Source organism: Solitalea lacus, from assembly GCF_022014595.1.
Taxonomy (GTDB): domain Bacteria; phylum Bacteroidota; class Bacteroidia; order Sphingobacteriales; family Sphingobacteriaceae; genus Solitalea; species Solitalea lacus.
Map to the genome: position 1 here is coordinate 1456623 of NZ_CP091740.1, position 19888 is coordinate 1476510.

Annotated in this window: 14 protein-coding genes; 8 read left to right on the forward strand and 6 right to left on the reverse strand. The window is 37.6% G+C overall.

What is annotated here, in order from left to right:
- Positions 1-2 precede the first annotated feature (2 nt).
- Together L2B55_RS06165 and L2B55_RS06170 are read left to right on the forward strand one after the other, a co-directional pair.
- Entirely contained in the window at positions 3-314 is a 312-nt protein-coding gene (locus L2B55_RS06165; RefSeq protein WP_237849682.1) for a DUF3467 domain-containing protein, read from the forward strand.
- A 107-nt stretch (positions 315-421) separates the two neighbouring features.
- Positions 422-1039, forward strand: coding sequence for a thioredoxin family protein (locus L2B55_RS06170; protein ID WP_237849683.1), 618 nt, complete (start codon positions 422-424; stop codon positions 1037-1039).
- Between the two features lie 569 nt (positions 1040-1608).
- Here L2B55_RS06170 and L2B55_RS06175 read toward each other — a convergent pair.
- The 3 genes from L2B55_RS06175 to L2B55_RS06185 form a co-directional block, all read right to left on the reverse strand.
- Entirely contained in the window at positions 1609-2595 is a 987-nt protein-coding gene (locus tag L2B55_RS06175) for a LuxE/PaaK family acyltransferase (protein WP_237849684.1), read from the reverse strand.
- 85 nt (positions 2596-2680) lie between these two features.
- The gene (locus L2B55_RS06180; RefSeq protein ID WP_237849685.1) at positions 2681-3040 is read right to left on the reverse strand and encodes a hypothetical protein; all 360 of its coding nucleotides are present in this window, start codon (positions 3038-3040) and stop codon (positions 2681-2683) included.
- 4 nt (positions 3041-3044) lie between these two features.
- The gene (locus L2B55_RS06185; RefSeq protein ID WP_237849686.1) at positions 3045-5471 is read right to left on the reverse strand and encodes a penicillin acylase family protein; all 2427 of its coding nucleotides are present in this window, start codon (positions 5469-5471) and stop codon (positions 3045-3047) included.
- Between the two features lie 186 nt (positions 5472-5657).
- Between L2B55_RS06185 and L2B55_RS06190 the strand changes: the two genes are divergently transcribed.
- From L2B55_RS06190 to L2B55_RS06200, 3 genes are all read left to right on the forward strand, one after another.
- Positions 5658-8564: a TonB-dependent receptor gene (locus tag L2B55_RS06190; RefSeq protein WP_237849687.1), complete on the forward strand. Its 2907-nt coding sequence runs from the start codon at positions 5658-5660 to the stop codon at positions 8562-8564.
- A gap of 140 nt (positions 8565-8704) precedes the next feature.
- Positions 8705-9367: a beta-phosphoglucomutase gene (pgmB, locus tag L2B55_RS06195; RefSeq protein WP_237849688.1), complete on the forward strand. Its 663-nt coding sequence runs from the start codon at positions 8705-8707 to the stop codon at positions 9365-9367.
- 112 nt (positions 9368-9479) lie between these two features.
- A complete protein-coding gene (locus tag L2B55_RS06200; protein WP_237850271.1) occupies positions 9480-11951 on the forward strand; it encodes a glycoside hydrolase family 31 protein in 2472 nt (823 codons plus the stop codon).
- A gap of 63 nt (positions 11952-12014) precedes the next feature.
- Here L2B55_RS06200 and L2B55_RS06205 read toward each other — a convergent pair whose 3' ends face one another.
- From L2B55_RS06205 to L2B55_RS06215, 3 genes are all read right to left on the reverse strand, one after another.
- On the reverse strand, positions 12015-12266 hold the full coding sequence (locus L2B55_RS06205; protein ID WP_237849689.1) for a VOC family protein: 252 nt from the start codon (positions 12264-12266) through the stop codon (positions 12015-12017).
- 393 nt (positions 12267-12659) lie between these two features.
- The gene (locus tag L2B55_RS06210; RefSeq protein WP_237849690.1) at positions 12660-13178 is read right to left on the reverse strand and encodes a flavodoxin family protein; all 519 of its coding nucleotides are present in this window, start codon (positions 13176-13178) and stop codon (positions 12660-12662) included.
- 28 nt (positions 13179-13206) lie between these two features.
- Positions 13207-13524 carry a hypothetical protein gene (locus L2B55_RS06215; protein ID WP_237849691.1) on the reverse strand — a complete coding sequence of 106 codons (318 nt, stop codon included), beginning with the start codon at positions 13522-13524 and terminating at the stop codon, positions 13207-13209.
- A gap of 203 nt (positions 13525-13727) precedes the next feature.
- Here L2B55_RS06215 and L2B55_RS06220 point away from each other — a divergent pair, with 203 nt between their 5' ends.
- From L2B55_RS06220 to L2B55_RS06230, 3 genes are all read left to right on the forward strand, one after another.
- Positions 13728-14108, forward strand: coding sequence for a hypothetical protein (locus tag L2B55_RS06220; protein WP_237849692.1), 381 nt, complete (start codon positions 13728-13730; stop codon positions 14106-14108).
- A 184-nt stretch (positions 14109-14292) separates the two neighbouring features.
- Positions 14293-18648: a CusA/CzcA family heavy metal efflux RND transporter gene (locus L2B55_RS06225; protein ID WP_237849693.1), complete on the forward strand. Its 4356-nt coding sequence runs from the start codon at positions 14293-14295 to the stop codon at positions 18646-18648.
- Between the two features lie 3 nt (positions 18649-18651).
- Positions 18652-19863 carry an efflux RND transporter periplasmic adaptor subunit gene (locus tag L2B55_RS06230; RefSeq protein WP_237849694.1) on the forward strand — a complete coding sequence of 404 codons (1212 nt, stop codon included), beginning with the start codon at positions 18652-18654 and terminating at the stop codon, positions 19861-19863.
- Positions 19864-19888: the final 25 nt, after the last annotated feature.

Below are 19888 nucleotides of genomic sequence, written 5' to 3' on the forward strand. Positions count from 1 at the left end.
TCATGGAAGAAAATAACGAAAATCAATTAAATATCGAATTATCAGAAGAAATTGCAGAAGGTATTTATTCTAATCTTGCTATTATAACTCATTCGTCAACAGAGTTTGTTGTTGATTTTGTTCGTATTATGCCTGGTGTGCCAAAGGCTAAAGTAAAATCACGTGTTGTGCTTACTCCCGAACATGCTAAGCGTTTAATGCATGCGCTCGAAGATAATATTCAGAAATATGAAAGTGTCCACGGTAAAATAAAAACCCATGAAGGGCAACATGCTTTACCAATGAATTTTGGCGGGCCAACTGCACAGGCTTAATAATCAATTGGTTATGATTATTATATAAAATGACACAAATTATGATTTGTGTCATTTTTGTTTGGTGATGTAACAACGACCTTGTGGCAGTTAGTAAAAATCAAATTATGGAAAATAAAGAACTCTTAAGATCTGAATACTCGCAGTCTATTAGTTACAATGATTACCGCAAGTTAATCGATGATTTACTTCAGCAAAACTTAACTACCGGTGATAATAATTCGCCGGATATGCTTGAGTACGCTCGAATGAATGTGCAACGAATGAACAGGTGGGATAAAAGCTATGAGCCTTCCGATGAGCTTGTTGCTTTGGCTAAGGAATACAAACGCAAAGAAATTTGGTTGGTATTAGCTGAAGGATGGTGTGGTGATGCTGCTCAGAATATTCCGCTAATTAAGAAAATTGCTGATTTAAATGAGAATATAGAAATCCGCTTTTTGTTAAGAGATCAACACTTGGATTTGATGGATCAATATCTTACAAATGGAGGAAGAAGTATTCCGAAGTTGATTCGTATAGATGCGGAAACATTTGAGGAACTGGGTACCTGGGGGCCGCGCCCTGTTCAATTGCAAGAGAAAGTGGTGCACTTGAAGAATGAAATTGGCATGCCAAAGGAAGAAATGGCAATTGAAATTCATTTATGGTACGCCAAAAATAAAGGAGCTGCATTGGAACAGGAATTTAAATCAATGCTTGAGCCATCGGTGAAGATCTATTAATTTCCAATACCAATCATCAAAACAACCCCAATTTAAATCACATAATATGATTTAAATTGGGGTTGTCTTATTCAATTGATTGAAGCACTTTTTTTGTTCGGTTACCAATAATAATAGTATTGGTAACTTGTATATATCGATGAGAGTTAGAATGCAACTACTCTAACCATTCCATCTTTAATCGTATCCATTAACTTAACTATCCTTATTATTCGACCACAATTCGGTCCATTAAGTGGACTGTTGTTTCTGGACCCGCTACCTATCATTTTGAAAATGTAACTACATTAACCCTAAATTAAGTACATTCAACGACATAATAATCAACAGTGGATCGAAGTAAAACAAGCTTCGCTTGAATACAATGCATCGATAATTTATGATTATTTTGTTGAAAGTAGACCGGAAGGGGCAGGGATGTATTTATACAACAGTTTAGTTATCAGTTACTATGGCACTGATCTAAGTGATAGGCCTTCTGTTAAGGTATTGTATTAAGTTAATTGCTCAAAAGGTTTCCGTTTTAACTTTATTGGTATCATTTTAAAATGCAGCATAAAACCTGCATTTTACTGAACCAATAAGTTGCAGCCTCTTATGTCGCTGTTGTCAAATCGACCTAAAATCTCAAACGATCCATCATAATATGTTCTACCTAAATCCTGTGTGGCAATAAATGAACATGAATTGATATTAGCCAGATCAATAATGTTTACTCCGCCTGTATGGTTATTCTCAACAATGCTTAAAGGATCATTTGCATCTCTGGTTAGAACTCTCATCCATGGAGGACATTGGAAAACTCCCTTTCCAGTTGAGTATGCTTGTGATAGAAGTTCTGTCATTCCATACTCTGAATGAATGTGATCAACACCAAAGCCTCTTTTCAGTTGATCGTGAAGTTCAGCTCTAACCATTTCTTTTCGTTTGCCCTTCATTCCACCGGTTTCCATAACAATGGTGTGCTTTAGTTCGATGGAATACTTTTCAATAAAATCAAGCAAGGCATATGTAACTCCGATAAGAATTGTTTTTTGACCGGTTGACTCTAATTGAAGCAATTTAGCATATAGCTCATCATGATTGTGAAGAAAAAATCCACTTTCCGGATGATTAGATAAACTAATTAAATCTTCTACCATCAGTATTAATGATGAACCTTCGCGCTCCAAATAAGAAGGCAACAGGGCTAAAAAACAATAATCTTTTGGCAAGCCATAGAAATGCTCAAATGCTTTTACAAAGCTCTCTTTGTAAACCGACACCTGACTCACCAAATGCTTACTCTGTATCATACCGGTAGTTCCCGAACTAGAAAATATAACTTCTGGCTTCTGCTGTTCAGTAATTACGTCGTGAGTTTTGAAAAAACCGATTGGCAAAAACGGAATGGTATTAATCGAATTTATTGCTTCAATATTAATCTTTAAAAGTCTTAAATACTCATTATAAACTGGGCTGGTCGCAGCTTGGTATCGGAAAATACGTAAGCTAAGCTCTTCAAAGTTTTGGTTAGTGGAAATAGAGAAAATCTCAGAGTTTGTAGGTTTATTCACAAGGCAAAGGTAAGCAACAGGCACGGTTCTCAAAAATTAAGCCCCTGCGGTTAATCACAGAGGCTTTGTTTTATGAATTGATAGGCTAAGCTTGTTTAGCTTCGGCCGAATTACTCAAAAAAGCTTTCTTACAAAAATATCCGGTCAGGGCGGCTAAGCCTGCTGATAGTCCTCCGATTATTGCTGTAACGGCGATTAAAACCATTGATGATTTTACCATTAGCATTTCGGCAACTTTACTTGTGAGAATGCCCGCTGTTTTGAAATGGATGAAAAAAGAATAGACCAACCAACATAAAAAGATGGCACCAAAAGCCTCTAGAAATGTTCTTCCAGCCTTTTCACTTTTCCATAAAGCTAATAGAAAGGGAACCAACATTACTACCCACCATGGAGTAAAGAATTGTAGTATCGTGCAAATGATCAATATTAAGATAAATAACATGGTTCTATTTTTTTAGTTTAACTGTTGAAATAATGCGCTTGTCAGGGGTTGGATTTAGCAAGTAGACCAACTCATTTAATTTTCCATCACTCCAGGTATCAATCATGTTGTCATAATACCAGCTTCCAGGGTTACCAGACTGTCCACCCGGATAAACACCAAAGGCTTTCACTTTTTGTCCTAACTGTACCACCATACGCCATGATGGGCCATTATTGTGGTTTAGTGCATTTACCGAACCTTTACTACCGCCGCTAAAGAGGTGTTTACTATTAAATCCTGGTATTTTGGCTAAGTGAGCAATCTGAGTGTCTTTTACATATCCCCATTGCCATTTTTCTCCCAATGGGCCTTGTTTTTTGGTGAGGCTATCAATTGTAGAAATGAAACTTATTGTTGCCAGATCAGCTAGTGTTTCTTTTTGTGGAGTAGATAAGTTATCAACCCATTTTGAATTTTGTTCAAATAGAATGATCTGGGTGGTTCTGTCGCGTGACGGAAAGCGCATAATACTGCCCTTGTCGGTAAAATCATCTGCCCAGATAGAATTGTTTAGTTGATTATACCACAAATCAAATATAGATGCGGCTATTTCTTTGGCATTATAAAAGTTGTTCCATTGGTTCATTATGCGGAAGCCTTCTATTTCCTCTTTTTTCTTTAATTGGCCTTGGTCAACTAGAGAAAGCATAGTTGTTCTTAAGTTTTCAGCTTGAACGCTGAAGTTGTCATTTTGAAGATTACGAAGTGAATCAACAGTGATATGATTCATTTGTGTTAACCTACGATTTATTCGGGCAGCACGCTCATAAGGAGCAAATTCCCAATTGAGGTAATATGGGTAAGTTGGGTCTGTACTTGATTGATTAGCCGAGCTTACGAAACCACGTTCGGGATTTTTGATAGTTGGGTTTTGTTCAGCTGGAATCCAACCTTGCCAGTCGTTATTCGGATCAGAACCATCCAACACAAACTTGCCTTGTTCTTTCCATTTTAATGGGTATTTACCATTTGGAGTAATAGCTATATTGTTATGATTATCGGCAAAAACAAAGTTTTGGGCCGGAGCGGTATAAGCTTTTAAGGCCTCCCGGTAGTCTTCATAATTTTTTGCACGATTTAATTTGTAAAAGGTTGCAAGTTCATCAGACTGATCATGTGCAATCCAGCGCATTGCTGTTCCCACCGGAACGTTATCCTTAAATGGTTTTTGTTCATCAATATAAACAATAGGACCGTGGTGCGTAAATAGTATCGTATCAACTAAGGTTTTACCACCTCTTATAGAAATGGTTTCAATGCGTTTAGTCACCTTGTTCCATTTGTTGTTCCACCAGTATTCCTCCTTCTTATTGTCTTTAAATTTAATTTGATACCAGTCTAATACATCCGCGTCAACATTGGTTACACCCCAACTTACATTTTTGTTAAATCCAATGATTACATGAGGGGCTCCTGGTAATGAAACACCATAAACATTCATAGTTGGTGTAATCAACTGAATTTGATACCAGATTGATGGTAAGGTAAGGTCAAGGTGTGGATCGTTTGCAAGTATTGGCATTCCAGTCGCTGTTTTATTCCCAGCAACAGCCCAATTATTACTGCCTATGCCTTCAATTTTTTCTTGAGGACGAATAGAATCAGTCATCATCGCGATAAAGCTTGATGGAGTAGGAGGAACCTTTAGTGGGGTAAAGGTCCATTTTGTGCCTGCCGGAATAATTGGGTCTTCACGGAAAGGATAATCACGAAACAGATCTTTAACTACAGATGGGCCGTAAGTTTTTAAAATATTGGTCATGTAAAAATCATCCGAACCGCCGGCCAAGGTTGAAGTCATTTGCTTTAACAGCAAAGCACATTTCAACAAAGTCCACTGCTCTGGTTTGTAATCCAATATTTTAAATTCAATAGGGAAGTCTTTAGGTTTTAAGGAGGCAATGTAAGCATTGATACCAGCAGTATAAGCTTCAACCACCATTTTACTTTTTGGATTTGCCATCATACCCTTTAAGGATTGTTCAGCTCCCAAAAGCATACCGGTTCGACGTTTATACCGATCAAGTTCAAGAGCTCTTTCTCCCACTACTTCTGATATTCTTCCTGCTGCGAAGCGTGTTTGGAAGTCCATTTGCCATAACCGGTCTTTAGCAGTTACATAGCCTTGAGTAAAATAAGCGTCGTAATCGTTCTTAGCGAAAATATGAGGGACACGATTTTCATCGTACAAAATACTAACCTCATCCTTTAAGCCAGGTAAGGATAAAGATAGGTCCTTTTCAATTTGTCTATTCTCGGCATTTTGCCAAAAACCAGTATACGGACTTGAAAAACTACCTAGTGGCGGCAATGGGCCTGTTTTGTTATTAAATACAAAAAACACAGCGCCAGACACTACCAAAAGGGTAATTGCCTTAAAAATCTTCATTTGTTAAATAATTGGTTTAAGGAAATAATATCATAAACTTATTTTGATACTCAAAACAATATATTGAATTTGTTTAGATGTTAATAAAATAATTCTTCTGCAAGCATAAAAAAAATTTGCTTTTTCTCTTTTTTTGATAATTTAGGGCCCCAAGACCAATTTGTAACCAACTTATCTAAATAATTTATGAAACACAATTACCAGAGATTTTGGCTTTTAACAGCCTTTTTTCTGCTATTGCAAACTGTGGCCTTTGCCCAAAATGTAATAACAGTGAGCGGAACAGTGAAGGATAAGGCCACCAGAGAAACCTTGCCTGCAGTAAGTATTACCCTGAAAGGTAAAAACACGGGTACATCAACTGATAACAAAGGTAACTTCACCCTAAAAACAAATACCCCGCCTCCATTTGTATTAATAGTAAACTCAATAGGTTTCAAAAGTCAGGAGATGACTGTTTCGGGGGCAACCAACAGCTTAATAATTGAATTAGAAACCCAAACAATTTTAGGACAAGAAGTTGTTGTCGCTGCATCTCGTGTTGAAGAGAAAATACTTGAATCACCTGTTTCAATTGAAAAGATGGGAGTTCAAGCTATTAAGAATGCTCCAGCTCCTTCTTTTTACGATGCCCTGGCAAACTTAAAAGGGGTTGAGATGAGTGCTCAGTCGTTAACTTTTAAATCTGTTAACACTAGAGGTTTTAATGCCAATGGTAATACACGTATGGTTCAATTAATTGACGGTATGGATAACCAAGCTCCAGGCTTAAACTTCTCAGTTGGTAATATTGTTGGAATTACCGAGCTTGATCTTGAAAACGCCGAATTACTGCCAGGTGCTTCATCTGCATTATACGGTCCAAACGCGATTAATGGTATTGTTCTTTTAAATAGCAAGAGTCCATTTAATTATCAAGGATTTAGTGCTTTACTTAAAGGTGGCATGTTAAGTGAGTCAAACCGTAGCAAAACCAACACTCCATACTATGATGTTGCTTTACGTTACGCAAAAGCTTTCAATAATAAATTCGCTTTCAAAGTGAACTTTGCAATGCTAAATGCAGACGATTGGCAAGCTAGTGATATGCGTGACCAAAGTTTATTGAATGGCTTCACACTTGAAAATGGAGCTCAATTTGCAAATCCTGCGTATAACGGAGTGAATACTTATGGTGACGAACTTAATTTCAATATGTATGATCGTCTATTGCCAGCAGCATTAACTACTGGAAATCCACTGGGTGATAATATTAAGCAATTGTCTAATGCTACTGGCGGTGTCCTTACTCCTCAAGCTATTTTTGATGGAATGATGCCATCAAGAAATAATTCTTACGTATCTCGTACAGGTTATAATGAAAGAGATCTGACCGATTACGATACTAAAAATATTAAGGTTAATGGTGCATTACATTATCGCATTAATGAGAATATAGAAGCTTTTGTTCAAGGAAGTTATGGATATGGAACAACCGTTTATACTGGTGCCGACCGTTACTCAATTAAAAACTTCAGCATGGGTCAATATAAGGCAGAGATAAAAGGAAGTAACTTCTATGTTCGTGCATATACAACTCAGGAGCGCGCTGGAGATAGCTATGCCTCAGGAACTTTAGGAGCAGGTATTAATGAAGCTTGGAAACCAAGTCAATCATGGTTCCAGCAATATTTTGGAGCTTATGCCTTAGGTGCATTAACAACATATTCTTCTACATTTCAAGCTAAATATCAGGAAGGGATGTTAGGCGGTAAACCTCAACCCGTGGCATTTGCTGAGGCTGTTCAGGCTGCAACAATTGCTTCAAAAGGAGGATATCCGACCTATAGTACACAGGCACGTAATGCTGCTGATAACGGAAGATTAATTCCTGGTACTGCTGCGTTTGATGCTGCTGCTAAAACTGTTCGCGAGAAAGCTATCCCTGGTGATGCAAGTGGGGTAGGAGCTCGCTTTGCAGACAGAACTAACCTTTACCAAGTGGAAGGTATGTACAATTTCATGAACGAAATTAAGTTTATGGAAATGTTAGTTGGCGGTAACTACAGAATTTATGATTTGAACTCTGAGAAAACCTTATTTGCTTTAGATGAGAACGGCCAAGAGTTTGATATTAAAGAATGGGGTGCTTACCTTCAGTTAGGTAAAAAAGTATTGGATGATCAATTGAAACTTTCAGGTTCATTGCGTTACGATAAGAATATGAACTTTAAGGGTCAATTCTCTCCTCGTCTTTCTGCTGTTTTGACTGTTGCGAAAGATCATAATATCAGAGCTTCATACCAAACAGGTTTCCGCATTCCAACTACTCAAAATCAATACATTGATTTATTAACTCCTCAGGCGCGTTTAATTGGAGGTTTGCCGTTTTTACGTGAGCGTTATGGTTTAAATAGCGGTCCATTATATTCACTCGAGTCAGTTCAGGCCGGATCACCTAAACAATACCAGTTTAGAGACTTCAACCCAGAGAAAGTCGTTTCTTATGAGTTAGGATACAAGGCATTGGTAAACAGAAAACTGTTGGTTGATGCTTATGTATACAAAAGTGATTATAAAAACTTTATCGGTACGCAAGTTGTAATTCAACCAGTAAGTTCAACACAACAAAATGTTTTCTCTTTCCCGGTTAATAACACTAAAACAATAAACACTTGGGGCTGGGCATTAGGATTAGATTATTCATTACCTTCTAATTTTGTAGTTGGAGGTAATGTTTCATTTAATAAGCTTACTAATGAAAAAGATTTAGGTGGATTATATGCTGAGTATAACACTCCTGAATACCGTTTCAACGTTTATGCTGGTAACCGTAATATTGCAAATTCAAACTTTGGATTTAATGTTACTTACAGATGGCAGGATGAATTTATCTGGCAATCAACTTTTGTTGGTGTAAACTTACAAGCAGCAAATGGAGCCTTAATTCCTTCATATGGCAGTTTAGATGCTCAAGTTACCAAAGCATTCCCGAAAGCTAAGACTACTATTAAATTGGGTAGCTCTAACTTGTTGAATAAATCATACAGACAGGCTTGGGGTAACCCATTAGTAGGAACTACTGGTTATATTTCAATAGGTTATAATTTATAATATTTACTTATAGAAAAGTTGAGGATGGCATTACTAAGAAATTGGTAATGCCATCTGTTTTTTAGCGTTTCAGGAATGAAACCGTTTGTAAATCAGAGATTTCTTGCCGATATTCAATAAAGCTTAAAATGTATATGATTATGTCACCCATCAAAGCCTGTATTTTTGACCTTGACGGGGTTATTGTTGATACTTCAATTTATCATTATTTATCATGGAGGCGTTTAGCCAATGAGCTGGGCTTCGATATTACCCGCGAAGATAATGAGCAGCTTAAAGGTATTAGTCGCATGGAATGTTTGCGTATAATTTTAAGCATTGGAGGTGTCTCAACATCAGCCGATCAGCTTTATGAGTTGGCTGAAAAAAAGAACCTATGGTATCTGGAGCATGTTCAAACCATGACCCCAAATGAGGTGCTGCCAGGGGTTGTTGAGTTTATGGATTATGTTAAACAAGCCGGAATCAGGATTGCAATTGCTTCAGCTAGTAAAAATGCAGGTAAAATTTTAGAAAAGGTTGGCTTGATGGATCGGTACGAGGTACTGGTTGATGGAAATGTGGTTTCTAAAGCTAAACCTAATCCGGAAATTTTTCTCCGTTCTGCCAGAGAACTGGGAGTTGCTCCGGTAAATTGCATTGTGTTTGAAGACGCGATTTCGGGAATTCAAGCTGCTCATAATGCCGGAATGCGTTCGGTAGGTGTTGGCGATGAGAAAATACTTAAGAATGCTCATTTGGTTGTTCCTACTTTAGGAGCAATGAGTATGGATGAGTTGCTTGCACTGCAAAATTTTGCGTAAAACAGCTGTGTTTTTGGTATCAGTTTTAAATCTATATTGATTTAAAATTCGATTAATTTTCAAAGTGTTATATTTACACTTATTGACTTTATCAAGATTGATAATTGTAATGATGGAAAACCTAACAAACATCAATAACCTTATTGACCCGGATTTAAAATTGAAAGAGAATCAGCATACAGAAGAAGGGGAAAAGTTTTTAAACAACCCTATTGTTACAGTTGGTCCTGTTACCAAGCAATACCTGAGATCTGTTAAAAGCTATGTTACAGATGGTAATCGCTTTGTGTTTTCTGATGGGGTATCTAAAGTTCAGATTTCAGTAATTAGTGACGAAATTATTAGGGTACGTATGGCGCCCCAAGGTACTTTCTTGGCCGATTTTTCTTATGCCATAAATGGATATCCGCATAAAATTACTCTGGTAAAGTTTGCTGAAGATGAAAATATCTATAAGATTTCAACTCCCAAAGTTAATTGCATAATAACCAAGGCTGATTTTCTGATAAGCTTTACTGATAGCAATAACCACATGATGAATGCTGATGCCAAAGCAATGCACTTTGAAGAAAATGTGCAATTTGGAGGTTACTACGTGTATTGCAGTAAGGTTTGTACCAATACGGAGGATTTTTATGCTTTAGGAGATAAACCAACAGAGTTTAACCTTAGAGGCAAGCGACTGGTACTATGGAATACTGATACATATGCATTTGCCAAAAATCAGGATCCTTTATATCGCAGTATTCCGTTTTATATTGGCCTTAATGAAGGAAAGAGTTATGGTATTTTTTTTGATAACACTTTTAAAACTCATTTTGACTTTGCCGTTGAACTGAAAGATCGCAGCAGCTTTTGGTCTGATGGAGGAGAGTTAAATTACTACTATATCCACGGTCCCGAAATGATGGATGTTGTAAAACGATATTCTCAGCTAACCGGTACGCATCAAATGCCGCCTATGTGGGCATTAGGCTTTCATCAGTGTCGCTGGAGTTATTATCCCGATAGTAAGGTGAAAGAGATTGCACAAACGTTTAGGGATAAGAAAATTCCGTGTGACGCAATTTATCTTGATATTGATTACATGAATGGTTACCGCTGTTTTACCTGGAACCAACGTTATTTTCCTGAACCTAAAAAGTTGCTGGGTGATTTGAAGGACATCGGTTTTAAAACAGTAGTAATTATTGATCCGGGAATAAAGGTGGATGATAACTACTGGGTATTTAAGGAAGGCAAGTCGAACAATTATTTCTGTCGCCGGAGTGATGACTATTTTATGGAGGGGAATGTGTGGCCGGGCCGCTGTCAGTTTCCTGATTTTACCAACCCGAAAGTTCGTGATTGGTGGGGTTGGTTATTCAAAGAATTGCTAGAAACTGGTGTTGACGGAATTTGGAATGACATGAATGAGCCTGCGGTATTTGGATCGGGTACATTTCCTGATGATGTTCGTCATAATTTTGACCATCATCGGGGCTCTCATCGTAAGGCCCATAATGTTTACGGAATGCAAATGGTACGGGCGACTTACGAAGGTTTGAAAAAGCTTCAGAAAAATAAACGACCCTTTACCATAACTCGTGCCGGTTATTCAGGTGTGCAACGCTATTCATCTGTTTGGACCGGTGATAACGTGGCTACTTGGGAGCATCTGAAGCTGGCTAATATTATGTGTCAACGTTTAAGTATTTCCGGAATATCCTTTTGTGGAACAGATATTGGAGGATTTACTGGTGAGCCAGATGGTGAATTATTCACTCGGTGGATTCAGTTAGGCGTATTTACACCGTTAATGAGAGCGCACTCGGCAGGAGATACCCGCGAGCGGGAACCATGGTCGTTTGGTGAGCCATTTGAAGGTATCTGTCGTAAGTTTATAGAGCTACGTTATAAATTGATGCCTTATTTGTATTCGGCATTTTGGCAACATTATAAATATCAGCTTCCCGTTGTTCGTCCGATTGTAATGTTAGAATCTCATGAACATATTAATCACTATCGGGAGGACGAGTTTTCATTTGGAGATAATATTTTAGTTTGCCCTGTTTTGCAACCTTCAATACACAACCGGAAGGTTTATTTACCCCAAGGTGCCTGGTATGATTACTGGACGAATCAAAAATATTCAGGTGGAAAGGAATTTGTTATAAGTACCCCACTTGACAGTATGCCGATTTTTGTAAAGGCTGGCGCTGTTATACCTGAAATGGAAGTGATGCAATACACTGACGAGTTTGAGCTCGAGGAGCTCTTCCTGAAAACCTGGTTTTCTGTGCATCCAGTTAAATCAGTTTTGTACGAAGATCATGGGGATACGTTTGCTTATCAACAGGATATTTTTCTTGAAAAAACATTCAATGTGTTTGGAAGTAATGGCTCTTTAATAATAGAACAAGTAATGGACGGCTTGTATACTCCACGTTACGAAAAATACAGACATATCATATACGGATTGCCATTTAAAGTAAGTAAAGTTTTGATAGATGGTAAGGAGCAGAAAAAATATAGTTTAGATACAAGAAATGTATTGGAATTTTCAAGTTCTAAAAAGTTTAAAAAGATCGAGATTTTGGCATAAACAAGCTTCAATATAAGCCGATGGATAAAGTTCATCGGCTTTTTTATTCGATTCGAGCAAGAACTAACAATCTTCCATAACAAAAATTGCATTCTTGTTTAGATCGAAAAAGCCAAATTCATGGGTTTGCCAAGGTGTATTACGCCTCAGCAGTTCGGGAGTAACGGTTCCGCGTTGTACAAATTCGTTAAATAATGGTTCAATATTTTCAGTATGAATTCTAATTACAGAACCACCAAATAAAGGATCATCATCCGTATCAGCATGCCATTGCAAATGCAAAACAAGCTGTTCTCTGTAAAGTACGGCATACATAGTATCTGCGTAATAGGTTTCAAAACCAGTCTTTTCTTTATACTAGGCAATGTCTCTATCAATATTAGCGGAAGGTAATACCGGAATTATTTTTAGGAGTTCGGTGTTCATGTGATAGGCGTTTTGACCTTCTTCGAGTATCTACTTTCGGCTTTTGGGATTTTCGTTTCTCATCTTTGAGATCCACATGGATACGGATACAATAACGGTGATCCCAAATAATATAAAAAATGCAAGATGATAGTTACGGACAAAACTCGAAAAATAACTACCAATTAGGAGGTAAGCACTTGCAATGCAAAGCTTTAACGGAATTAACTCAGTATTGGTCCAAGTGGTTTTACGATTGAAAAAGTTCATTTTTTAAGCTTTCAATTTTATTATTAAATTTTTCTATACAGCTTCATTCGTTACAATGCTTTTTTTATTAATTAAGTCTACAAATTTCATTAACTCCTCTGTAGGATCTTGGTCCGTAATCGTATGAACGTTTCCAATATAATTCATACCTAAATATTTCGCAGTCTCAATAAACGGAAGCCAAAAGTTTTCTCCTAAGTGGTCGCCAATGGAGGAACTCAAAACAGCCATGTTTTTATTTCTTAATTTTCTGCCCAACTCTTTCTCATTATCAAGTAAGTCTGTAAATCGATCAAAAAATACTTTCATTACTCCACTCATAGAATACCAATAAACGGGTGTTGCAAAAACTAAAGTGTCATAATTGTCTATGATCCTATGCATTAGTTTTAAATAATCATCCTTATTGTTTTTATGTTCATAGTCATATTGACTAATGTTAAAATCACCTAAGTCTAGAATGTCAAAGCCGGATAGTGAATTTAATATATCTACTGCTTTTTGGGTATTACCGTTTTTTCTTGAACTTCCGAGTATAATTAGCTTTTTCAATATAAGTTTTGTTGAAATTAATTGGTTATTAGCTTATGTCTGGAATCCCAGCAAATACTTCAAAATGCTGCACTTTTTCTTCAAATTCTAAAAGAAAGTCGGCATCTTCCGGATAATACTTTGCTTTTTCAATATCGTCCCCCGCAAAGTTTCTAATCACATCAAGATTTTTCCAATAAGTTATGAGTTGAAAATGTCCTTCATTATCCTTAATATTTCTTAAAAAAGATAATCCTTTAAAGCCTTTAGTGTTTTGGTAGTCAGGAATAGCAACCCGTTTCAAAAAGTACGTGTAACGTTCAAAGTTTGCTATGCTTGTCTTACCATGCCAAATTCTTGCAATCATTGTTTTGTTTTTAAAGTTCATTTACATTGCTTCCTTAGATACTTTTTGTCAAGAATAAGTATCTAAGCTAACGGCCGACTATCAGAACCTTAATTTAGTTAATTATCTTTTTGAATTAAATTAATAGATGTAATGCAATTTTGTAACGTTTTAAAAGCATTTTCTTCAATTCAATTCTAATAATTACATTTGAAACGCAACATATGAGAAAAAAAGTAATCATACCGCTGCTTTCATTTGTCATTTTCCTGGGCGCCATTTCTCCAGGGTTTGATCTTTGTTGCTTTATTCCAACCTATATTAAAACCATTCAGGATTTCCTAAACCATCACCAAGATCAGGGAATGTCATTGGTGGAGTATGTTGATCATATCAATACCGATAAGGAACATACCGGAAAAGCATGCAATCAAGAAGCGTTAAAGTGCAGTTTTTGTACTCAAGTACATATTCTGATTATTAATGAGTTTAACTCTCATGCTATTTCTTGCCGCGTAAGCCCTATTGAAAAAACGGAGTTAGGCTATCAATCGAATTATTCTTCATTATTCTCCAAATACATCTTTCAGCCCCCTCGGGTTTAAATCACTAATCCTTATTTTTTGTCGATACGCTGAGCCTGCTCAGAGTTTATAATTATGTATTAGCGATTTACAAGAAAGGTAAATTCGGTAATTAGTCAATGCCTTAAACTTGTCCGGATTTTTTAATTCGAACGCTTTCAGCATTAGCTAATGATCATTTACCAATAACCTAATAACCCAAAATATGTTAGATAAGATTATTCATTTTTCAATAAATAATAAGCTGATCATCGGATTATTTACCTTGGCACTTATTGCTGTAGGTATTTATTCGTTGAGTAAGTTGCCAATTGATGCTGTGCCTGATATTACCAATAATCAGGTACAAATAATTACCAATGCCCCATCGCAGTCGGCCCCCGATATAGAACGACTGGTTACCTTTCCAGTTGAACAAACCATGGCAACCATTCCGGGTATAGAAGAGATACGTTCATTTTCACGTTTCGGACTTTCTGTGGTAACGGTGGTATTTAAAGAAGATATTGAGGTGTACTGGGCGCGTCAGCAGGTAAACGAACGTTTGGTGCAGGCCAAAGAGCTAATTCCAGCAGGTGTTGGTTCTCCGGAAATGGCTCCGGTAACTACCGGCTTAGGCGAAATTTATCAGTATGTTCTGCATCCTAAAAAAGGTTATGAAAACAAGTATGATGCTATGGAACTGCGAACCATTCAGGATTGGATTGTTCGCCGGCAGCTGTTAGGAACCGAAGGAGTTGCTGATGTAAGCAGTTTCGGCGGTAATGTCAAGCAATATGAAATCGCTATTAACTCTGATAAGCTAAGAAGCTTAAATATCAGCATTAATGAATTATTTACAGCTCTTGAAAAAAATAACCAAAATACGGGTGGAGCTTATATTGATCGTAAACCTAATGCCTATTTTATTCGATCTGAAGGTTTAATCAATTCTACTGATGATATAAAAAAGATTGTAGTTCGTAATGTCAGCAATGGATTGCCGGTGTTGATTGGCGATATTGCCGAAGTTCGTTTTGGTTCGCCAGTGCGTTATGGTGCTATGACCCGCAATGCCAATGGTGAAGTAGTGGGTGGTATTGTGATGATGCTTAAAGGAGCCAACTCGTCAAAGGTAATTGCAAGCGTAAAAGCCCGGGTTGAACAAATTGAAAAAAACTTACCCGAAGGGGTGACCATTGAGCCTTACCTTGATAGAACCAAACTGGTAGATAAGGCTATTGGAACAGTAACTAAAAACCTAGCCGAAGGGGCCCTGATTGTAATCTTTGTGCTGGTGCTCTTGCTGGGCAATATGCGTGCAGGATTGATTGTAGCTTCGGTAATACCACTGGCTATGCTTTTTGCCGTTTTCATGATGAATATGTTTGGCGTTTCAGGTAACCTTATGAGCTTAGGCGCTATTGATTTCGGATTGATAGTTGACGGAGCCGTAATTATTGTGGAGGCTACTATGCATCATTTAGGCTTACGCAATGTCGATCGGCAACTGACACAGTACGAAATGGATGAGGAGGTGTACCGATCAGCACGAAAAATACGTAACAGTGCAGCCTTTGGCGAAATCATTATCCTAATCGTTTACTTACCGATACTTGCCTTGGTAGGGATAGAGGGTAAAATGTTTAAGCCGATGGCACAAACTATATCATTTGCCATTTTGGGAGCTTTTATTTTGTCCCTCACCTATATTCCCATGATGAGTGCTCTGTTTCTCAGTAAAAAGATAATAAAGAAACGCACCATTTCTGACCGAATTATGGACGTATGTCATAAAATTTATCAACCAATAATAAACTGGGCTTTAAGTAAAAAAGCTGTGGTGGTTGGTGTTGCTTTGGTGCTTTTCGCTGTGACTCTATTTGTATTTAATCGTTTAGGAGGAGAGTTTATCCCAACTTTAGATGAAGGAGATTTTGCAGTTGAAACTCGTGTTATGACCGGAAGTAGCATTTCGCAAACGGTAGAAGCTGCACAAAAATCAGCAAAAGTGTTATTGGCCAATTTTCCTGAGATAAAAGTAGTTGTGGGTAAAGTTGGTTCGAGTGAAATTCCTACCGACCCAATGCCGGTTGAGGCATGTGACCTAATGGTGATTTTGAAGGATAAATCAGAATGGATAAGTGCGAACGATAGGGACGAATTAGCCGAAAAGATGCAGAAGACACTTGAAGAAAATATTCCGGGAGTATCTTACGGCTTCCAGCAACCAATTCAAATGCGTTTTAATGAATTAATGACAGGGGCTCGACAAGATGTGGTGCTTAAAATTTACGGTGAGGATTTAACCAAGTTAGCTGACTATGCAAAACAAATAGGTAAACTGATTCCGGGTATTGAAGGTGCTAAGGACCTTTATGTTGAGAAGGTAAGTGGTTTACCGCAAATTGTTGTGAAGTACAACCGCGACCGTATGGCTCAATACGGGCTAAATATTGAAGATGTAAACCAAACCATCAATACAGCATTTGCAGGACAAGTGGCGGGAATGGTGTTTGAAGGTGAAAAACGCTTTGATTTAGTCCTGCGACTTGATCGCCAAAATCGTCAGAGTATTGAAGATGTGGCCAATCTGTATGTTTCTGCACCTAATGGCAATCAGGTTCCATTGAATCAACTGGCCGATGTGGAGATGATTGTTGGACCTAACCAAATACAACGCGACGATGCCAAGCGACGTATCACTGTAGGTTTTAACGTTAGGGGGCGAGATGTTGAAAGTATTGTAAACGAAGTAAAGGGAAAGATTGAAAGTAATGTCAAACTGGGTCCCGGGTATTATGTTACTTATGGAGGCACTTTCAAAAATCTTGAAGAAGCGCAGAAACGCTTGAGTATTGCCGTTCCTGCTGCACTCTTTTTAATTTTTGTTTTGCTGTATTTCACCTTTAGGTCGGTAAAATACAGTTTGTTAATCTTCACAGCAATTCCGCTTTCGGCAATTGGTGGAGTATTTGCCCTTTGGGTACGTAACATGCCATTCAGTATTTCAGCTGGAGTTGGTTTTATTGCCCTTTTTGGAGTAGCCGTATTAAATGGTATTGTACTCATTTCCGAATTTAATCATCTCAAAAAAGCAGGACAGACGAACTTAAAGGAAATTATATTACAAGGCACTTATAATAGATTGCGTCCTGTAATTATGACGGCAGCGGTAGCTTCATTGGGTTTTTTGCCAATGGCTTTGTCGGGTTCGGAAGGGGCTGAAGTGCAGCGTCCGTTGGCAACGGTGGTAATAGGTGGTTTGATTACGGCAACTTTGCTAACGCTGGTGGTACTGCCGGTTTTGTATACGTATTTTGAGAAAATTAAAAGCAAAATATCTAATTACGCAGTAGAGATTTCAGTGCTGGCGTTGTTGCTTTCTATTCCTGCAGTTGGCACTGCGCAACAAAAGCCTTTGTCTCTGGATTCGGCAATAAAAACCGCTGTTGTGAGAAACCAGGGAGTGAATAGCGCAAGTTTAACAGTCGATTATCAAAAGTATCTGAAAGGAGTTTCCTCGGAAATTGGTAAAACGGATATCAGTTTATTGAATGGGCAAATCAACTCAAATAAGCGGGATAAAAATATTACCATTTCTCAGACCATCCCATTTCCAACAGTATTTGCTGCCAATGCCTCGCTTGCTACAGCGCGTGTGAAAAGCAGCGAGTTTAAAAAGGCTGCAACAGTTAATGCCTTAACTTTGCAAGTAAAGCAGGTGTATTACAATCTTCAATATTTGAATGATAAAAAGCAGTTGCTGGGTCAGCAGGATAGTATCTATGCATTGTTTTTAAAAGCCGCTAATCTCCGTTACAAAACCGGAGAAAGCAGCTTGCTTGAGAAATCGGCTGCTGAAACACAACGTAACGAGATCAATAATCTTCTTAATCAAAATGAAGAAGAGATTGCTATTGAGCAAAGCCGGCTTAATGTATTGTTGAATGGAACCGGGTTTACTATGCTTCATAACTCAAATGAAGAGCGTTCTTGGAACTTGCAATCCGATACAACGTCAGTTACCTACAATCCTGATTTAGCATACTACAAACAAGAGATAGAGGTTGCCGATAAGCTAAAGAAAACAGAAAAGAATAAGCTGTTTCCTGATTTGTCGTTCGGTTATTTTAACCAGTCGTTAATTGGGTATCATGATGTAAACGGACAAGCGCAATACTTTGGTCCGTCTGATAGATTTCAGGGTTTCCAGGTTGGTATAGCCTTGCCAATTTGGTTTAAGCCTTATGGTGCTCGCATAAAGGCTGCGGATGTTCAGAAACAGATTGCCCAAAGTGATTACAGTCTTTATCAGAAAAACTTGACCGGATCGTTTCAACAAACATATCGTGAATATGTAAAAAACAGGAAAAGTGTTGATTATTACCGTCAAAGTGCACTACCTAATGCCGAATTGATCATAAAACAATCACAAGAGGCATTCAGGTTGGGCGAAATCGGCTATGCCGAATATTTGTTGAACATGCGCCAGGGATTAGGTATCAAGGAAGGGTATTTACAAGCCCTAAATCAATTAAATCAAAGTATTATCATTCTAGAATATTTAACCGGAAAATAAACCATGAATAATGTTTTTAAAAATATATTACCTGCTATCATTCTACTGTTTTTAGCTTCTTCATGTGGAAGTAAAAGTGATGGCAATGACAAAGCTGGAGCTCACAATCATGATGCAGAAACGAAAGAAAAACAGGATGCAGTAACAGGGGTAGAGCTTACCGATAATCAATACAATACTGTTGGTGTTGTTTTAGGGGCTGTTGAACAAAAACAGTTAAGCGGAACTGTAAAGGCAAGCGGCTTGCTAGATGTACCGCCTCAAAACTTGGTCAGTATTTCTGTTCCTTTTGGTGGTTTTCTAAAGTCAACTAATTTGTTGCAAGGCAGCTTTGTAAATAAAGGACAGCAAATAGCTGTAATTGAAAATCCAGAATATATTCAAATTCAACAGGATTACTTGGAAAGTAAAAGCCATTTGGAGTTTTTGGAATCAGAATACAAACGTCAGGAAGAACTGATGACCGCCAATGTAAACGCAAAAAAGACTTTTCAAAAAGCCAAAGCCGATTTTATGGCAATGAAAGCAAGAGTACAAGGTTTAAGATCAAAATTACAGTTGCTTAATATTTCTCCGGCATCCATTGAAAATGGTAATCTGAAAAACTCCATTGCTATCTACTCACCAATTAACGGATATGTAACGCAGGTGAATGTAAACATTGGCTCTTTTGCCAATCCCACTGACGTATTGTTTCGAATTGTAGATACTGAACATTTGCATGCAGAGCTTACCATTTTTGAAAAGGATATTCCTAAACTAAAAATTGGTCAGCGTGTACGTTTTAATCTTTCAAATGATAACCAAGAGCGTACTGCGAAAGTTCATTTAATTGGAAGGGAAATTAGCAAGGAGCGTACTATTAATGTACATTGCCATTTAGATAAAGAAGAAACTACCTTGATTCCAGGAACTTTTTTAAGCGCTGTGGTTGAAACCGGATTAAATGCTGTTTCAGCCTTACCCGACGAAGCAGTAGTTCTGAATGGTGATAAAAAGATAATCTTCCTATCTGAAGGAACCAAGAAAGAAGGCAATGAAATAAAGCATGTCTTTATCCCGCTGGAAGTACAAACCGGTGTTTCTGAAAAAGGTTTTACAGAGGTGTTGTTACCTGGAGGTTTTGAAAGTAAGAAAGGAAATATAGTTATAAAAGGAGCATATGACTTATTAGCCAAAATGAACAGTGGTGAAGAAGAAGGACACGCGCATTAATGAAGCAGAAATATGATTGCAGTTA

Excerpts from the sequence above, each read along its gene's own strand:
- L2B55_RS06230 (WP_237849694.1), top strand. The coding sequence starts at position 18,652 with ATGAATAATGTTTTTAAAAATATATTACCTGCTATCATTCTACTGTTT.
- L2B55_RS06220 (WP_237849692.1), top strand. The coding sequence starts at position 13,728 with ATGAGAAAAAAAGTAATCATACCGCTGCTTTCATTTGTCATTTTCCTG.
- L2B55_RS06170 (WP_237849683.1), top strand. The coding sequence starts at position 422 with ATGGAAAATAAAGAACTCTTAAGATCTGAATACTCGCAGTCTATTAGT.
- L2B55_RS06165 (WP_237849682.1), top strand. The coding sequence starts at position 3 with ATGGAAGAAAATAACGAAAATCAATTAAATATCGAATTATCAGAAGAA.
- L2B55_RS06215 (WP_237849691.1), bottom strand. The coding sequence starts at position 13,524 with ATGATTGCAAGAATTTGGCATGGTAAGACAAGCATAGCAAACTTTGAA.
- L2B55_RS06200 (WP_237850271.1), top strand. The coding sequence starts at position 9,480 with ATGGAAAACCTAACAAACATCAATAACCTTATTGACCCGGATTTAAAA.
- L2B55_RS06190 (WP_237849687.1), top strand. The coding sequence starts at position 5,658 with ATGAAACACAATTACCAGAGATTTTGGCTTTTAACAGCCTTTTTTCTG.
- L2B55_RS06180 (WP_237849685.1), bottom strand. The coding sequence starts at position 3,040 with ATGTTATTTATCTTAATATTGATCATTTGCACGATACTACAATTCTTT.
- pgmB (WP_237849688.1), top strand. The coding sequence starts at position 8,705 with ATGTCACCCATCAAAGCCTGTATTTTTGACCTTGACGGGGTTATTGTT.
- L2B55_RS06225 (WP_237849693.1), top strand. The coding sequence starts at position 14,293 with ATGTTAGATAAGATTATTCATTTTTCAATAAATAATAAGCTGATCATC.
- L2B55_RS06205 (WP_237849689.1), bottom strand. The coding sequence starts at position 12,266 with ATGTATGCCGTACTTTACAGAGAACAGCTTGTTTTGCATTTGCAATGG.
- L2B55_RS06185 (WP_237849686.1), bottom strand. The coding sequence starts at position 5,471 with ATGAAGATTTTTAAGGCAATTACCCTTTTGGTAGTGTCTGGCGCTGTG.